Genomic DNA, 16247 nt, shown 5'->3' with positions numbered 1-16247 from the left:
CCAAAACGCCCACCCCTCCAGGGCGACGCCCGCAGCTGCCCACGACCGCCAACCCCAACCCCCGGCTGGCCCTGACGGCCCTATCGGGGCTCGGGATAGGGCCATGGGCGCCAGCCCGACACACCCGGCTGGCCCTGACGGCCCTATCCGCACTCGGGATAGGGCCGTGGACGCCAGCCCGGCAACGCTGACGAACCCGGCTGGCCCTGGTGGCCCTATCGGGGCCCGGGATAGGGCCATGGGGGCCAGCCCGGCAAACCCGACTGGCTCTGGTGGCCCTATCGGGGCTCGGGATAGGGCCGTGGGGGCCAGCCTGGCGAGCTCGGCTGGGCTTCACCGTGGGGGTTTGGGTGGGCTACCGGGAGGTGGGCAGGTTGGCCCGGATGCGGCGTCGCGGTCGGGAGGGGGCAGGGCCTGGCGTCGAGGGGCGGGACGGGGCTGTGCGGGTGGGGCGGGGCTAGGGCGTACTGAAGGATGGGTTTCAGCCGCAGAAGCCGGCGACCGGGCTGAGCCACTCGGCGAGCTGCGGTTTGAGGGTTTTGTCCAGGTCGGCCGTGGTCTTGATCTGCTTGAGGTAGGCGTGGTCCTTGGCACTCGCCTCGAGCTTGCGTGCCGAGGTCTCGCCGGCGGCCTTCAGCTGCGGGTCCAGGGCGGCGGCGGTGTGCCGGCGGATCTGGCCGCCTGCGGACTGGAGCTCCGCGGCCGCGGACTTCTCCGCCTTCGTCGCCTCGGGCGCCTTCTTCGCCTCCTTGTAGGCGATCATCTTGCCGACCGCGGCGCCGAAGTCGTTCAGCTCGCCGGTGAAGACCTTGTCGAGCTGCTGGCACACCTTCGCGGTGTCGGCCGAGTAGTCCGGCGGCGGCGGGAGGGTCGCGGTGGTCGCCGGGGCGGCGGCGCCCGTCTCGTACACCGGTGCATCGCTGTCGCAGGCGGCGCCGGTGAGCAAGACGCCGGCGAGCACGGCCAGGATGGCGGGTCGCATCTGGATCCTTCTCGTTCGGGGGGCACGGCGGAACCGACGGTACGGTCCGTTGTCTATTCCGTCCAACCGAGAGTGATCAGCAAGATACGAACAGCCCGCCCACGGTGACCGTGGGCGGGCTGAACGCCCCCGTGCCGTGAGCGTTGAGGCCGTTCCATCGCGTTCTGGGGGCGATGTTGGAAAGCATCGGCGATGGAACGGCGCTGGAACCACTCTGCAGCCGGGGGCTCTCGTTCCACTCTCGATCCGCTCTTGCGGGTGGGTTAGTGTCGATGGCCGACACGGGGAATGGACGGCTACTGTGCGCTATCGCATCCTGGGGCCACTGTCGGTAACGGTGGACGGACAGCCGGTGGCCGTGACTGCCGGGCGTGACCGCATCGTGCTGGCGATGCTGCTGCTCGATCCGAACCGGATCGTCGTCGCCGGTGAGCTCGTCGACGCCCTCTGGGGCAGCGCTCCGCCGGCCACGGCGCGCGGCCAACTGCAGTCATGTATATCGCGTTTGCGGCGGATGCTACCAGTCGGGGCGATCCTTACCGATCGGGCAGGTTATGGCATCCATGTCGAACCGGGCGAGCTGGACGCCGAAGTGTTCGCCCAGGCCGTGGAGAAGGCCCGCGCCGACGCGGACCCGGCGGCGTACCGGCGGGCGCTGGCCCTGCGCCGCGGCCCGGCCTGCGCCGAGCTGGACGCCCCGGCGATCCGGCAGGCCGCCGCCGTGCTCGACGAGCGGTACGCGCTGGCCGTCGAGGACTGGGCCGACCTGGAGCTGGCCGCCGGCCGGGAGCGTGAACTGACCGGCGAGCTGAGCGCGCTGGTCGAGCGGTTCCCGCTGCGCGAGCGGATGCGCGGGCAGCTGATGCTGGCGCTGGCCCGGTCCGGGCGGCAGGCCGACGCGCTCACCGAGTTCCGCCGGGCCCGCCAGTTGCTCGCCGACGAGCTGGGCATCGAACCCGGCGAGGAACTGCAGGAACGCCACCGGCAGATCCTCAACGGGGAGATCTCGGCCGGGTCCGGCGCCGAGCCCGCGGCGTCCGGCCCGGTGCGCTGCCTGCCCCGCACGGTCGGCGACTTCACCGGCCGCCGCGAGCAGATTGACCGGCTGCTGGCCGACCGGCTCACCGACGACGCCGGCCCGCGGGTCGCGGTGATCGACGGGATGGCGGGCAGCGGCAAGACCACGCTGGCGCTGCACCTGGCCGCGCTGGCCGGCGACCGCTACCCGGACGCGCACCTCTTCGTGGACCTGCAGGGACACAGCGAGCGGGACCCGGTCGAGCCGGCCGCCGCGCTGCACACCCTGCTGCGCCAGCTCGGCCTGGCGGTCGAGGAGATCCCGCTCGAGCCGATGCAGCGGGTGGCCCGCTGGCGCACCGAGGCGGCCCGGCGGCGGCTGCTGGTCGTGCTGGACAACGCCGCGTCCAGCACCCAGATCGCCGACCTGCTGCCGACCGCGCCGGGCAGCCTGGCCCTGGTCACCAGCCGCCGCCGGCTGGCCGGCCTGGATGGGGCGCGGGTCGAGTCATTGCCGGTGCTCAGCCCGGACGAGGCGGTCGCGCTGCTGGAGCAGATCGCCGGGGACCGGGTGCGGGCCGAGCCGGCCGCTTCCGCCGAGGTGGTCCGCCGCTGCGGGCTGCTGCCCCTGGCCATCCGGCTGGCCGGGGCCCGGCTGGCACACCGGCCGCGCTGGCGGGTGGCCGACCTGCTGCGCCGCCTGAGTGAGGCGGCGCTGCCCGAGCTGGCGGCCGAGGACCGCACGGTGACCGGCGCGTTCGCCCTGACCTACGGCCAGCTCCCGGCTCCGCTGCAACGGGTGTTCCGGCTGCTCGGCGTCTATCCGGGCGCCGACTTCGACGCGCTCGCCGTGGCGGCGCTCGCCGATCTGGCCCGGGACACCGCCGAGGACCTGCTCGAGGACCTGCTCGACGTCAACCTGGTCGACGAGCCGGAGCCGGGCGTGTTCCGCCTGCACGACCTGATGCGCGAGTACGCCGAGATGCTCGCCGCCGAGCTGCCCGCGGCAGACCGGACCGCCGCCCTGACCGCGGTGCTCGACTTCCAGCTGCACGCCGCGATCGCCACGGCCAGCGCCAGCCACCGGGCCCTGCTGCTCAGCGATCTCGGGCAGCCGGTGCCGTCCCGGCCCGACCTGGTGGTCGCGGACCCGATCGCGCGGCTGGAGCGGGAGCGCCCGAACCTCGTCGCCCTCGTCGAGGCGGCAACCGGCACAGACTACGCCTGGCAGATCCCCCGAGCCGCCTGGCAGGTGTTGTACTTCCACGGTTACACGGACGATCTGCGCGCGTTGCAGCGGATCGGGTTGGCCGCGGCCGAGATGTCGGGGAACCGGGCGGCGATCGCCACCAGCGCGAATTATCTCGCCTCGGTCTACAGCCGGGTCGGTCAGGACGACCAGGCCGAGGAGCACCTGCGGCGCTCCATCCGGCTGCGCGAGGAACTGGGCCAGATCGGCGCTGCCTTGGTCGGGTACCCCAACCTGGCGGTCATATACCTCAGCCAGGGCCGGTTCGCCGAGTCACTGGAGCTGCTGGAGACGGCGCGGTCGCGGAGGCGGTTCACGAAGCACGTCTCGCAGAGCCCGCTGCTGGCCGTCCTCGTCGATGTGCTGAGCGTCCTGGGCCGGCCCGAGGAGGCGCTGTACTACGCGCGTCTCCGGCTGCTCTCCACCATCGAGAACCGAGAGGACGGGGGGCTCGCCGGAACGCTGCTGTCCCTGCAACGGCTCCGCTACCGGCTCGGCACGCTCAGCGCCGCTGCCGCACACCACTACATCGACATGGCGCTCTGGGTGTCGACCCGGATCGGATACCAGTCGACGACCAGCGACGCCCACCACAACCGGGCCCGGGTACTGCGTGAAGAAGGCCGGTACGACGAGGCGATCCGCGAGCACCGCCGGGCTGTGGAGATCAGCGTCCGGCTGACCGACGTCCGGCACCAGGCGGACTTCCGCCACGACTACGCGGTGACCCTGCGACGCCTCGGGGACCGGGCCGGGGCGCGGGCGATGTTCGAACAGGTGGTCCGGGTGGCCCGGGCGGGAGGGCATCCGTACTGGACCGCCCGCGCGCAGGTGGGGCTCGCGGACTGCCTGGAGCCGGGCGACCCGGAGGCGGACCGGCTCCGGGCACAGGCCCGGGAGACCTTCGAGCGGATCGGTATCACCGAAGAGATCGCCGCGGCGTACTGAACCGCGAGGGAGGATGGTCCGGTGAGTGACGACAGCGGTTACCGGATCGAACGCGACACGATGGGCGAGGTGCGGGTCCCCGCCGCCGCACTGTGGCGGGCGCAGACCCAGCGCGCGGTGGAGAACTTCCCGATCTCCGGGCGGGGCCTGGAGCCGGCGCACATCCGCGCGCTGGCCCGGATCAAGGGCGCCGCCGCCCGGGCCAACGCCGAGCTGGGGGTGCTGGACAAGGAGCTGGCCGAGGCGATCGCCACGGCCGCCGCACACGTGGCCGCCGGTGGTTACGACGACCAGTTCCCGGTCGACGTGTTCCAGACCGGCTCCGGCACCTCGTCGAACATGAACGCCAACGAGGTGATCGCCACCCTGGCGTCCCGGGCCGCCGACCGGCCGGTCCACCCGAACGATCACGTCAACGCGTCCCAGTCGAGCAACGACGTGTTCCCGTCGTCGATCCACCTGGCCGCCACCGAGGCGGTCCGCGACGACCTGATCCCGGCGCTCGAGCACCTGGCCGGCGCCCTGCGGGAGAAGGCCGCGGCCTGGTCCGGCGTGGTCAAGAGCGGGCGCACCCACCTGATGGACGCCACCCCGGTCACCCTGGGACAGGAGTTCTCCGGGTACGCCCAGCAGGTCGCCAACGGCGTCGAGCGGCTGACCGGCACCCTGCCCCGGCTCGGCGAGCTGCCGCTCGGCGGGACCGCGGTGGGCACCGGGGTGAACACCCCGCCCGGCTTCGCCCCCGCGGTGATCGAGCTGCTCCGCCAGGAGACCGGGCTGCCGCTCACCGAGGCCCGCGACCACTTCGAGGCGCAGGGCGCCCGGGACGCGCTGGTCGAGGCGTCCGGGCAGCTCCGGGTGGTGGCGGTCGGCCTCTACAAGATCGCCAACGACATCCGCTGGATGGGCTCCGGTCCCCGGGCCGGGCTGCGCGAGTTGCGCCTGCCCGACCTCCAGCCCGGCTCGTCGATCATGCCGGGCAAGGTGAACCCGGTGGTGCCCGAGGCGGTCCGGCAGGTCTGCGCCCAGGTGATCGGCAACGACGCGACGGTGGCCTTCGCCGGCACCCAGGGCGACTTCGAGCTGAACGTGATGCTCCCGGTGATGGCCCGCAACCTGCTGGAGTCGATCCGGCTGCTGGCCGCGGCCGCCCGGCAGTTCGCCGACCGCTGCGTGGCCGGCCTGGAGGCGAACGAGGAGATCGCCCGCGGGTACGCCGAGGGTTCCCCGTCGATCGTCACCCCGCTCAACCGCTTCCTCGGGTACGACGAGGCCGCGGCGATCGCCAAACAGGCGCTGGCCAGCAACCGGACGATCCGTGAGGTAGTGATCGAACGCGGTCACGTGAGCGCGGGCACCTTAACCGAGGCCCAGCTCGACGAGGCGCTTGATGTTCTGAAGATGACAAGGCCGTGAAATAGATACGTTCTGACCTTGCGATGAACGAACTTTCTCGATGAGATGCGGAGATTCACCTCCCACAAGGAGCGCACTCCATGAGAAGACGCATCATCGCTGGAGCCATCGTCGCCGCGACCGGCCTGGCGTTGCTCACCGGTGCACCGGGCCCCGCCGTGGCGGAGCCGACGGCGGTCACCGATTACACCGTGGTGGCCGCCGACGGCGCCTCCGCCGCGGACGCCACCGCCGCGATCAAGGCGGCCGGCGGCACCATCGTCAGTGCCAACGACGCCGTCGGTGTATACCGGGTCACCTCGACCGACGCGACGTTCGAGAGCAAGGCGACCGCCTCGGACGCGCTGGTCGGGGCGACCCAGCGCAAGGCCATCGGCTACGCGCCGAACGGCATGGAGAGGGTGGAGAAGGGCCTCTCCGGGAACGGCGGCAAGGGCAAGGGCCACGGCCCGGCCAAGGCCGACCCGCTGGACGACAAGCTCTGGGGCCTGGCCGTGATCAAGGCCGACAAGGCTCGCAAGATCGAGTCGGGCGACAAGGGCGTGACCGTCGGCGTGCTGGACACCGGCCTTGACGCCTCGAACCCGGACCTCGCGCCCAACTTCAGCACCAAGCTGTCCCGCAACTTCGCGCCGGACATCCCGGCGATCGACAACGTCTTCATCGACGGCGTCGACCAGGGCTGTGAGGTGCCCAGCTGCGTCGACCCGGTCGGCACCGACGACGGCGGGCACGGCACCCACGTGGCCGGCACCATCGGCGCCGCGCTCAACGGCAGCGGGATCTCCGGCGTCGCGCCGGACGTCACCCTGGTCGAGCTCAAGGGTGGCCAGGACTCCGGCTACTTCTTCCTCGACCCGGTGGTCAACGCCCTGACGTACGCCGGCGACCACGGCATCGACGTGGTCAACATGTCGTTCTACGTCGACCCGTGGCTCTACAACTGCACGGCCAACCCGGCGGACAACCCGCAGGCGCAGGCCGAGCAGCAGGCCATCATCACCGGCATGAAGCGGGCGCTGAACTACGCGCACGCCCGCGGCGTGACCATGTTCGGCGCGCTCGGCAACAACCACGAGGACCTGGGCAAGCCGCGCACCGACACCTCCAGCCCGGACTACGGCGGCGCCCCGTACTCGCGGCCGATCGACAACTCGTCCTGCTGGGACCTGCCGGTCGAGGGCCCGCACGTCATCGGCGTCTCGGCGGTCGGCCCGTCCACCACCAAGGCGGACTACTCCAACTACGGCCTGGAGCAGATCTCGGTCGCCGCGCCGGGCGGGTTCGCCCGGGACGGCTTCGGCACCGACACCTACAACACGCCGGGCAACCGCATCCTCTCCAGCTACCCGCTGAAGGTGCTGCAGGAGGAGGGCCTGGTCGACGAGGCCGGCAACATCACCACGGCCGGTGCGAGCACGGTGTTCAAGGACTGCACCAAGGCCGGCAAGTGCGGCTACTACACGTACCTGCAGGGCACCTCGATGGCCTCGCCGCACGCGGCCGGCGTCGGCGCCCTGATCGTCAGCCGGTACGGCATCCCGGACTTCCGCCGCGGCGGCAAGACCCTGCCCCCGGCCCTGGTCGAGCAGATCCTGTACCGCACGGCCGCCGAGCACGCCTGCCCGGAGCCGCGCCTGAAGAGCTACGCGCAGGAGGGCCGCCCGGCCGAGTACGACGCTCTCTGTGAGGGCGGGAAGAACTTCAACGGCTTCTACGGGTACGGCATCGTGGACGCCTACGCCGCGGTCGGCGGGCGCTGACCGGGGCGCTGAGGTTGCGGACGACCGGGGCGGTTATCCGATCGCCCCGGTCGGTACCCTTGTACGGTGACTCTTCGCTTGTATGACACCGCCACTCGATCGGTCCGGGACTTCGTCCCGATGACGCCCGGTCAGGTGGGGATCTACCTGTGTGGCGTCACCGTGCAATCCTCCCCGCACATCGGGCATCTCCGCTCGGCGGTCAACTACGACGTGCTGCGCCGATGGCTGCTGCACGAGGGGCTGGCCGTGACGTTCATCCGCAACGTCACCGACGTGGACGACAAGATCCTGCAGAAGTCGCTGGAGCAGAACCGGCCGTACTGGGCGATCGCCTTCGAGAACCGGCTGCTGCTCGACCGCGACTACCAGGCGCTGAACGTGCTGCCGCCGACCTACGAGCCGCTGGCCACCGGGCACATCACCGAGATGCACGACCTGATCGCCGAGCTGATCGAGCGCGGGCACGCGTACCCGGCGCCCGCCGCCAACGGTGACGTCTACTTCGACGTGCGCTCCTTCGCCGAGTACGGCGCGCTCTCCGGGCAGAATCCGGACGACATGCGCTCCGGCGGCGAGGTCCTGGAGCGGGACAAGCGGGACCCCCGCGACTTCGCCCTGTGGAAAGGGGTGAAGGCGGACGAGCCGCAGGACGCGTACTGGCCGTCTCCGTGGGGCCGTGGCCGGCCCGGCTGGCACATCGAGTGCTCCGCGATGGCCCGGCGTTACCTCGGCGACGAGTTCGACATCCACGGCGGCGGCCTGGACCTGACCTTCCCCCACCACGAGAACGAGGTGGCCCAGTCCAAGGCGGCGGGCCTCGGCTTCGCCCGGTTCTGGGTGCACCACGCGCTGCTCAACCTGGGCGACTCCAAGATGAGCAAGTCGCTGGGCAACGTCATCGACCTGGCCGCGCTGACCGAGGCCGGGATCCGCCCGGTCGAGCTGCGCTATTACCTGGGCAGCCCGCACTACCGCTCGCGGATCGACTTCACCGACGAGGCGCTGCGCGAGGCCGCGGTGGCTTACAAGCGGATCGAGGGCTTCGTGCAGCGGGCCGCCGAGATCGTCGGCCCGGGCCGGCCCAAGGCGGTGCCGCCGGCGTTCGCCGAGGCGATGAACGACGACTTGAACACGTCGGCCGCCCTGGCGGTCGTGCACGACACCATCCGGGAGGGCAACACCGCCCTCGCGGCCGGTGACGAGCCGGCCATCCGGGGCGCGCTGACCGCGGTCCGGGCGATGCTCGGCGTGCTCGGCATCGACCCGCTCGACACCGCCTGGGCCGGCGGTGAGGGCGGCAACGACCTGAAGCCGGTGATCGACGGACTCGTCGCGCTGGCTCTGGAACAGCGGGCTCAGGCCCGCGCACGGAAGGACTGGGCGGCCGCCGATCAGGTGCGGGACCAGCTCAAGAACGCGGGTATTCAGGTGGAGGACACTCCGGCCGGGCCGCGCTGGACGGTAGGAGAGCAGCACTGATGCCGGGTAATTCACAGAACGCGAGCAAGCGGACCACCTCGAAGAAGGGCGCCGCGGGCGGCTCCGGCGGAAAGAACCGCTCCGGGCTCAAGGGCCGGGGCAAGACCCTGCCCGCCGACGAGCGCCCCTGGCACAAGGGTTATTCGGGCACCGAGAAACTGCCCGAGAAAACCGCCCGCAAGCAGGAGAAGGAGCGCCGCGCCGCGGCTGCCGAGGGCCGCGCGCCCAAGGTCGGCCAGCCCGGGACGAAAGACACCACCTGGGGCCGGAGCGGCGGTCGCGCGCCCGGCATCACCCGCGCTCAGACCACCCGCGGCGGTGGCCGGGCCGCCGGTCCACGCGGCCCGCGGGTCGCGCCGGGGCGCCGGTCCAACCCCATCAAGGAAGGCCCCGAGCTGCTGCTCGGCCGCAACCCGGTGGTCGAGGCGCTGCGCGCGCTGGTGCCGGCCACGGCGCTGTACGTGGCGCAGGGCATCGACATCGACGAGCGGGTCGCCGAGGCGGTCCGCACCTCCGGCGACCGGGGCATCCCGATCCTGGAGATCAGCCGGGCCGAGCTGGACCGGCTGACCGGTGGCGTGCTGCACCAGGGCATCGGCCTCCAGGTGCCGCCGTTCGCCTATGAGAACTTCGACGACCTGGTCGCCGCGGCGCTGGAGCAGACCGCGCCGCTGCTGGTCGCCCTGGACGGGATCACCGACCCGCGCAACGTGGGTGCGGTGATCCGGTCGGTGGCCGCGTTCGGCGGGCACGGCGTCTTCATGACCGAGCGGCGGGCGGCGGGCATCACCGCGACCGCGTGGCGCACCAGCGCCGGCGCGGCCGCCCGGGTGCCGGTCTCCCAGGTGGTGAACCTGACCCGGGCGATCAAGTCGGCGCAGAAGCAGGGCTTCACCGCGATCGGCCTGGACGCCGACGGCGAGACCGATCTCTACCAGTTGGAGGCCGCGGTCGGTCCGCTGCTGGTGGTGGTCGGCTCCGAGGGCCGCGGCCTGTCCCGGCTGGTCGGCGAGACCTGTGACCTGCGGGTCAGCATCCCGATGGCCTCGGACGTGGAGTCGCTCAACGCCAGCGTCGCGGCCGCGGTCACGCTGGCCGAGGTCGCTCGGCGCCGCAGCCTCTGAGCCGCGCCGGCCCGGCGGTCACCGCCGGGCCGGGCTCAGTCCGAAGGTGACGCGGTAATCGCAGGCGCCCTTGCAGGACATGGTGGCCGAGTCGTCGAAGGCGTAGGAGTACGCGAACGGCTCGGCCCTCTTGAAGACCTGGGTGTAGTCGACCTTCCACCTGGCCGGCACGCAGTTCTCCCGCCCGGCCCAGGCGCCCCGGCAGCAGGTCTCGTCGGTGTCGAACGCGGTGCACGGGTTCTTGCAGGCCACCGTCGTCCCGCCGTGGGTCACCCGCATCGCGGCGGGGCAGGCGACCGGCTCGGTGCAGCCCTGGGCGGAGCAGCCACGGGCGTTCACCGGATCCTTCGTCGTGGTGTGGAAGACATTGATCCACATCGGCAGGTTCGACCCGTCGACCATGCTCACGTCGTAGAAGTCCAGGCCGTTCCAGGCGTCCAGGGCGAACTCGGCCAGCGTGGTCGGCGCCGGATCCGGCTGCACGCACTTCTCGCCGTCGGCGCAGTACCCGGACTGGCACACGGTCCGCCCGCCGCCGTCGACCTCGCAGCCGGTCCGCGCCCAGATCCGCCCACCCCACCCTTTCGGCAACCGCACACTGGCGGATTCCCCAGGCCGCAGCCGCCACCGCGTCTTCGCGATCGGATGCTCCTTCTGCTGCGTAGCCGCCACCCACAACACCCGCGCCGTGGCGTTCACCATCACCACCGTGTGCACCCCCGCCGCATGCACCGGCACCGTGCTCCTCACCGGCGCCTTCGACGTGCGAGAAACCCGCGGAGTCACGACCGCCGAGGGAGATGCCGAGGGCGCGGACGCGGTGCCCACGGGAGCGGACGTGACAGCGGCAATCGGCACGGATGCGTCGTCCGAACACCCCGCCAGCGCCGCAAGCAATACCGCGGTCAGCACCGCCACGCGCCACCGGATCGTTCTCAGGTCAGCCACCATGCATGGGAGAGTGCCGCCGCGCAGCTCGGATAACACAAACAACAGCCCAAGAAACCGTCACGGGGTTTCCGGCCAAGCGATCCGCAACAGCCGGCGATTCCGCAACGTCCGTAACGCGGGGGTCTGGGGGCTCGGCCCCCAGGTAAGCGAAGCGACGGGGCCCGTCCGCGCTTTCTGCGGACAGGGAACCCCTCCACGGAGCCCCCAGTCGGACTCGAACCGACGACCTTCCGTTTACAAGACGGATGCTCTAGCCAACTGAGCTATGGAGGCGACGGGCATCAGCATAACGTCCCGTTATGTAATCGCCACCTTGGCATGTGGGTCGAAGGCAAATACAGTGGCGGGGCTGTTCCTTCTACTCGGATCGTCCGGCACGTTCCTGCCGGTGGAAAGGAAGTCGATTCACCGTGGCTACTGTCACCTACGCGAAGGCCTCCCGGATCTACCCGGGTTCTGAGCGCCCCGCGGTCAACGAGCTCAACCTCGAGATCGGCGACGGCGAGTTCCTCGTCCTCGTCGGCCCCTCCGGCTGTGGTAAGTCCACGAGCCTGCGCATGCTCGCCGGCCTGGAGGACGTCGACCGTGGTCAGATCCTGATCAACGACAAGGACGTCACCCACCTCCCGCCGAAGTCTCGCGACATCGCGATGGTGTTCCAGAACTACGCGCTGTACCCGCACATGACGGTGTACGAGAACATGGCGTTCGCCCTGAAGCTGCGCAAGACCCCGAAGGCGGAGATCGACCGCGCCGTCAAGGAGGCCGCGGGCCTGCTCCAGCTCGAGGAGTACCTGACCCGTAAGCCGAAGGCGCTCTCCGGTGGTCAGCGTCAGCGTGTCGCCATGGGCCGCGCGATCGTGCGTCAGCCGCAGGTGTTCCTCATGGACGAGCCGCTGTCGAACCTCGACGCCAAGCTCCGCGTCCAGACCCGTTCGCAGATCGCCACTCTCCAGGCGAAGCTCGGCGTCACCACCGTCTACGTCACCCACGACCAGGTCGAGGCCATGACCATGGGTCACCGGGTCGCGGTCATGCTGGACGGCGTGCTCCAGCAGGTGGACACCCCGCGGGCGCTCTACGACACCCCCGGCAACGTCTTCGTCGCCGGCTTCATGGGCTCCCCGGCCATGAACATCAAGACCGTTCCGCTGACCGAGGCGGGCGGCGTCTTCGGCTCGCTGACCATCCCGCTGACCCGCGAGCAGGTCGCCGCGGCGCAGAGCGGCGACGGCAAGGTCACCGTCGGCTTCCGCCCGGAGGCCGCGGACATCGTCCCCGAGTCGATCGACGCGCTGCCGATCGTCGTGGACCTGGTCGAGGACCTCGGCTCGGACGCGAACGTGTACGGCCACGCCGAGCTGGCCGGTGGTTCGGAGCGGTTCGTGGTGCGCACCGAGCGTCGCAACATGCCGCACATGGGCGAGACCGTCTACATCCGCCCGCAGGCGAACGCGCTGCACGTCTTCCACGCCGGCTCCGGCCAGCGGATCTGATCCAGCGCTGAGGCAACAGAACAGGGCCGCCCGGTGATCCGGGCGGCCCTTTCCGTGGGGGGAATCAGCCGGCGAACTGCTTGATCACGAAGTCTTTCTCGCCGGCGCAGGCCACCACCGACGTGTTCCACGAGCAGCTGCTGCTGCGCACGTCCTGCAACGCCCCGATCGGCACCTTGGTGTCGCCGAGGTGCACGCCGTCGAGGTACCGGTCGCCGACCGAGGTGGACAGGTCGTCGGAGAAGCGCAGCACGTTGCCGCCGTCGAGCCGGGCGGCCGTGCCTTTCAGGCCCTCCCACTCCGGCTTGCCGTCGGCGTCGTAGAGCGTGGTCGACTCGTCGCCGACGGCCAGCACCGTGTCGCCGACCGGGATCAGCCACTTGGCCCGCGGCGTGGTCTTGCGCCACACCTCCCGGTGCTGCTCCAGGTCGACGGCCACCACCTCGGACCTGTCGTAGGCGTAGGACTGTGTCTCGATGAAGCAGATCCGGTCGTCGCCGCACGGCGCGAGGCTGCTGACCGTGCCGTCCTTCTTCGCGGTGTACAGCAGCTGCGGCTCACTGGTGTCGAAATTCTTCAGGTCGTAGGCGAGCAGCCGGTGGCTGCTGGACTCCTCGACGAAGAGCCGGCCGTCGTGCGCGACCTTCCACTCGCTGCTGCCGTAGGCGACGTCCGCCCGCGACGGGCCGATCGTGCCGTCGTGCACGTTGATCACCCGGGCCGAGCGGTCACTGGCGAACTGCACCACCTGGTCGCCGTCGCTCAGGTCCGGGGTGGTCACGCTGCCCTGGGTGCCGGACGTCCCGTCCAGATCGTCCTGGCCGGTCACCGGGATCTGGCCGCCCAGCGAGGTGCCGGCCGGGTTGTCGGCGTGCCAGCGCTCCTCGCCGGTGGCCAGTTCGTAACCGTGCAGCGTCTTCGCGTCGTGGTCCTCGACCAGCACGATGTCGGCGCCGAACTGCACGTCGTCGTCCGAGCTGTGCAGCGTTTTCTCCCAGCGCACCGCGCCGGTCCTGCCGTCCAGCACCACCAGGCGGGCGGTGCTCGTGGTGTAGTCCGGCTCGGTGAGCAGCACCGCGGCTCCGGGCAGCGCCCAGATCCGGGACCAGGCGCGCGCCGTGCCGGCCTTCGTGCTTTTCCAGAGCTCCCGGCCGGCATCGAGGTCGTAGGCGGTCACCACGGCCTCGCCGGACTCGCTGGTGCCGGCGAGGTAGGCCCGGTCGCCACGCACCGCGGTCTGCGCCCAGCCCGACGTGATCGGCACGGCCGGGTCGAGGCGGGCGACGTCTTGCAGGTCGTGGAAGTCCAGGGCCCGGAAGCCGGGCCAGAACAGGTAGGCGGCGGTCACGGTGAGCGCGACGGTCGCGGCCGCTGCCGCCCCACCGAGGATCCACCACCCTTTACGGTACGACCGCCGGCCGCCCGCCTCGCCCGTGGTGGCGACCGGCCAGGTCGGCCCGGCCTCGGTCGCCGCCGTCACGGTGGCCGGGGGCGCCATCGAGTACGGCGGCGGGCTGCCGGACTCGCGAGCCGCCGCCTCCGCCTCGGCCCACGGGTCGACCGGCTGGGCGAAACGGATCGACGGCTCGTCGGCCGCCGGCGGTGTGCGCGGCGGGCCGACCCGGGTGTCGGTCCGCGGCGGCGGCTCGTGCGGCGCGGTGGACGGCGTGGGTGTCGGGGTGGCCGCGGCGGCCGTGCCCGACGCGTACCGTAAAGGGTCTTGATCTGGTGGTGTGGCGGCCGCGGTCTCGTCGGAGCCGTCACCCGGAACTGGCATTTCGTCGCCTCCACCGTCGCGGTATCGGCCCGTCATGCTACCGAGAGGTCGCTTGCCGATCACGCGGTGCGGCCGGTCGATCGGATGCGGAAGCGTGACCCACCCTGGTTAGGGTGGCGGGATGCGGATCGAACGCGTCACCTCCGCCGATGAGGTGCATCGCGCGGCCGACCTCTTCGACGCGCCGCCGCTCGACGAGGCGACCCGCCGCTTCCTGCACGATCCGACCCATCACCTGCTGGTCGCCTACGACGACGCGGACCGCCCGGTCGGGATGATCTCCGGCGTGGAGACCACCCATCCGGACAAGGGCACCGAGATGCTGGTCTACGAGCTGGGCGTGGCCCCGGCGGCCCGGCTCCAGGGGATCGGGACCGCGCTGGTCACCGCGCTCGCCGAGCTGGCCCGCAAGAACGGGTGCTACGGCATGTGGGTGGCCACCGAGAACGACAACGCCGCCGCGCTGGCCACCTACCGGTCCGCGGGCGCGCTGGAGGAGACCACGTTCACGCTGCTCAGCTGGGATCTGCTGGACTAGCGCGGGCTTGCGGCGGCGACCGGCCAGACGTACGGGAGGTCGTCCGGGACGTCGCCGAAGATCGGACGGTACGTCTCCGGGTCCTTGCGCAGCAGCGCGGACTGGTGACTGCGATGCAGATCCGGGTCGCCGAGCCAGGGCGGCAGGGCGACCACCCGGGCGAGCTGTTCCTGGGTGCGCACCACGGTGATGCCCTTGGCGGCGCGCAGATCGTCCACCAGCGTGGTGGCGCAGGTGTCGGCCCGGCCGGTCGCGGTCCACACCTCGCACATGGCCAGGCCGTACCGGACCAGCGCCTCCTCGTAACCGCGCCACATCTGGACCGCGGGGTGGTGCCGCCAGCCGTAGTCCGCGACGGTGAGCCCCCGCAGCACCTGGATGGTCTCCACCCGCTGCTTGCCGAGCCGCTTCTGGTCCAGTACCCGGGCGCTGGACAGAAAATCCGGGTATGGCAGAAAAGTCTGCATACCCGGAGTTTTCCCTGATCAGCCGAGGTGAAACGGCGAGTCAGTTGCGGTCGAGCGGTTCCTCCAGCAGGCGCGGGTCGTCCACCTTGGACCGCGGGTCCGCGCTCTTGGTGTAGGGAGCGACCGAGGCGGAGGGCGCCGGCGTCTCGGAGGCCGACGGCGGCACGGCGACGGGCGCCTCGGACGAGGGCGAGACAGCGGTCGAGGGCGAGCCGGCGACCGACGGCGAGGCCAGACCGGGGCGGGCCGGGGCCGAGGCGTAGGGCGAGGCGGTCGGGGTGGCCTCCGGGATCAGGTCGGCCGGGGCGACCGGGGAGCCGCCGAGCGGGAGACCGGCGAGGACGGCCCGGTTCGAGTTCGAGACGCGCTTCGGCAGGCCGCGCACCGAGAGGTTGCCGTCCAGGTCGTCGAGCAGCGGGTACTCGCTGGACGCGCTCTCCAGGGTGGGGCTGCCGTCCGGGAGCAGGCCGCCGACGACCGGGAGCCGGCCGAGCAGCGGGAGCCGCGTGGAGCCGGTGTTCGCGTCGGTGAACGGGATGCCCTTGAGCGAGCCGGCGAACCGGTCGCCGGGGCTGTTGTGGATGCTGCCGCCGATCACGTCCGCGGCCGGCAACGAGCGCCGGTCGGTGTCGCCGGACTCCACCTGGCCCTGGCCCTGGCTCTTGCTCCGGCTCAGCGGGTACCCGGCGATGTCGTTCTGGCCCGGCTTGATCGGGAACAGTCGCTGGCCGTCCTGGTCGAGGGTGACCAGCGGCGCGCGGCCCAGCGGGTCGGTGCCGACCGGGCTGGACAGGCGCAGGCCGTTGGTCCGGGCCAGCACGTCGCCCAGCGGGTCGGCGTACGGGGCCACGGAGGCGATCGGGTCCGGCGACGTGCCCTCCGCCTGGGCGGGAGCGGCCCCGAACAGGAGGAAACCACCGGCGATCACGCCGGCTCCGGCATACCACAACTTACGCACTGATCTTCTCCAGACCACTTCGGACGATGGGTTTGCGGGAAATACCCACCAACTCGGACGAATGGTGTCGGATGGGGCA

Annotated in this window: 12 protein-coding genes and 1 tRNA gene; 7 read left to right on the top strand and 6 right to left on the bottom strand. The window is 71.4% G+C overall.

Annotated elements, in window-relative coordinates; genetic code table 11:
- Positions 1–481 precede the first annotated feature (481 nt).
- Positions 482–982, bottom strand: coding sequence for a hypothetical protein (locus Aiant_RS19160; protein ID WP_189328204.1), 501 nt, complete (start codon positions 980–982; stop codon positions 482–484).
- 352 nt (positions 983–1334) lie between these two features.
- Between Aiant_RS19160 and Aiant_RS46545 the strand changes: the two genes are divergently transcribed.
- The 5 genes from Aiant_RS46545 (at position 1335) to rlmB (ending at position 9981) form a co-directional block, all read left to right on the top strand.
- Positions 1335–4196, top strand: coding sequence for an AfsR/SARP family transcriptional regulator (locus tag Aiant_RS46545; protein ID WP_268248663.1), 2862 nt, complete (start codon positions 1335–1337; stop codon positions 4194–4196).
- Positions 4197–4256: 60 nt separating this feature from the next.
- Positions 4257–5612, top strand: coding sequence for a class II fumarate hydratase (locus Aiant_RS19150; RefSeq protein ID WP_189328913.1), 1356 nt, complete (start codon positions 4257–4259; stop codon positions 5610–5612).
- A gap of 80 nt (positions 5613–5692) precedes the next feature.
- On the top strand, positions 5693–7375 hold the full coding sequence (locus Aiant_RS19145) for a S8 family serine peptidase (protein ID WP_189328206.1): 1683 nt from the start codon (positions 5693–5695) through the stop codon (positions 7373–7375).
- A gap of 66 nt (positions 7376–7441) precedes the next feature.
- Positions 7442–8857 carry a cysteine--tRNA ligase gene (cysS, locus tag Aiant_RS19140; RefSeq protein WP_189328207.1) on the top strand — a complete coding sequence of 472 codons (1416 nt, stop codon included), beginning with the start codon at positions 7442–7444 and terminating at the stop codon, positions 8855–8857.
- Positions 8857–9981, top strand: a complete 1125-nt coding sequence (rlmB, locus tag Aiant_RS19135; RefSeq protein ID WP_189328208.1) for a 23S rRNA (guanosine(2251)-2'-O)-methyltransferase RlmB — start codon at positions 8857–8859, stop codon at positions 9979–9981. The genes cysS and rlmB overlap by 1 nt, the downstream gene beginning before the upstream one ends.
- Positions 9982–9999: 18 nt before the next feature.
- Here rlmB and Aiant_RS19130 read toward each other — a convergent pair whose 3' ends face one another.
- Positions 10000–10719, bottom strand: coding sequence for a thaumatin family protein (locus Aiant_RS19130; protein ID WP_229829789.1), 720 nt, complete (start codon positions 10717–10719; stop codon positions 10000–10002).
- Between the two features lie 412 nt (positions 10720–11131).
- Positions 11132–11205 (bottom strand) — tRNA-Thr (locus Aiant_RS19125).
- 137 nt (positions 11206–11342) lie between these two features.
- On the opposite strand from Aiant_RS19125, the gene Aiant_RS19120 reads away from it, so the two are divergent.
- On the top strand, positions 11343–12428 hold the full coding sequence (locus tag Aiant_RS19120) for an ABC transporter ATP-binding protein (RefSeq protein WP_189328209.1): 1086 nt from the start codon (positions 11343–11345) through the stop codon (positions 12426–12428).
- Between the two features lie 64 nt (positions 12429–12492).
- On the opposite strand, the gene Aiant_RS19115 is transcribed toward Aiant_RS19120, so the two are convergent.
- On the bottom strand, positions 12493–14205 hold the full coding sequence (locus Aiant_RS19115) for an outer membrane protein assembly factor BamB family protein (protein WP_189328210.1): 1713 nt from the start codon (positions 14203–14205) through the stop codon (positions 12493–12495).
- 121 nt (positions 14206–14326) lie between these two features.
- Between Aiant_RS19115 and Aiant_RS19110 the strand changes: the two genes are divergently transcribed.
- Positions 14327–14743: a GNAT family N-acetyltransferase gene (locus tag Aiant_RS19110; RefSeq protein WP_189328211.1), complete on the top strand. Its 417-nt coding sequence runs from the start codon at positions 14327–14329 to the stop codon at positions 14741–14743.
- Here Aiant_RS19110 and Aiant_RS19105 read toward each other — a convergent pair.
- Positions 14740–15210, bottom strand: a complete 471-nt coding sequence (locus Aiant_RS19105; RefSeq protein ID WP_189328212.1) for an MSMEG_6728 family protein — start codon at positions 15208–15210, stop codon at positions 14740–14742. The genes Aiant_RS19110 and Aiant_RS19105 overlap by 4 nt on opposite strands.
- A gap of 40 nt (positions 15211–15250) precedes the next feature.
- Positions 15251–16168 (bottom strand): hypothetical protein, encoded by a 918-nt coding sequence (locus Aiant_RS19100; protein WP_189328213.1) that lies wholly within the window; start codon positions 16166–16168, stop codon positions 15251–15253.
- Positions 16169–16247 lie beyond the last annotated feature (79 nt).

Source organism: Actinoplanes ianthinogenes (genome assembly GCF_018324205.1).
Taxonomy (GTDB): Bacteria; Actinomycetota; Actinomycetes; order Mycobacteriales; family Micromonosporaceae; genus Actinoplanes; species Actinoplanes ianthinogenes.
Note: the sequence above shows the minus strand (reverse complement) of the source record. Positions and strands in the feature narration are given on the sequence as shown.

Coding starts and splice junctions, on each gene's coding strand:
- Aiant_RS19160 (WP_189328204.1), bottom strand. CDS start 982: ATGCGACCCGCCATCCTGGCCGTGCTCGCCGGCGTCTTGCTCACCGGC.
- Aiant_RS19150 (WP_189328913.1), top strand. CDS start 4,257: ATGGGCGAGGTGCGGGTCCCCGCCGCCGCACTGTGGCGGGCGCAGACC.
- Aiant_RS19145 (WP_189328206.1), top strand. CDS start 5,693: ATGAGAAGACGCATCATCGCTGGAGCCATCGTCGCCGCGACCGGCCTG.
- rlmB (WP_189328208.1), top strand. CDS start 8,857: ATGCCGGGTAATTCACAGAACGCGAGCAAGCGGACCACCTCGAAGAAG.
- Aiant_RS19115 (WP_189328210.1), bottom strand. CDS start 14,205: ATGCCAGTTCCGGGTGACGGCTCCGACGAGACCGCGGCCGCCACACCA.
- Aiant_RS19110 (WP_189328211.1), top strand. CDS start 14,327: ATGCGGATCGAACGCGTCACCTCCGCCGATGAGGTGCATCGCGCGGCC.
- Aiant_RS19105 (WP_189328212.1), bottom strand. CDS start 15,210: ATGCAGACTTTTCTGCCATACCCGGATTTTCTGTCCAGCGCCCGGGTA.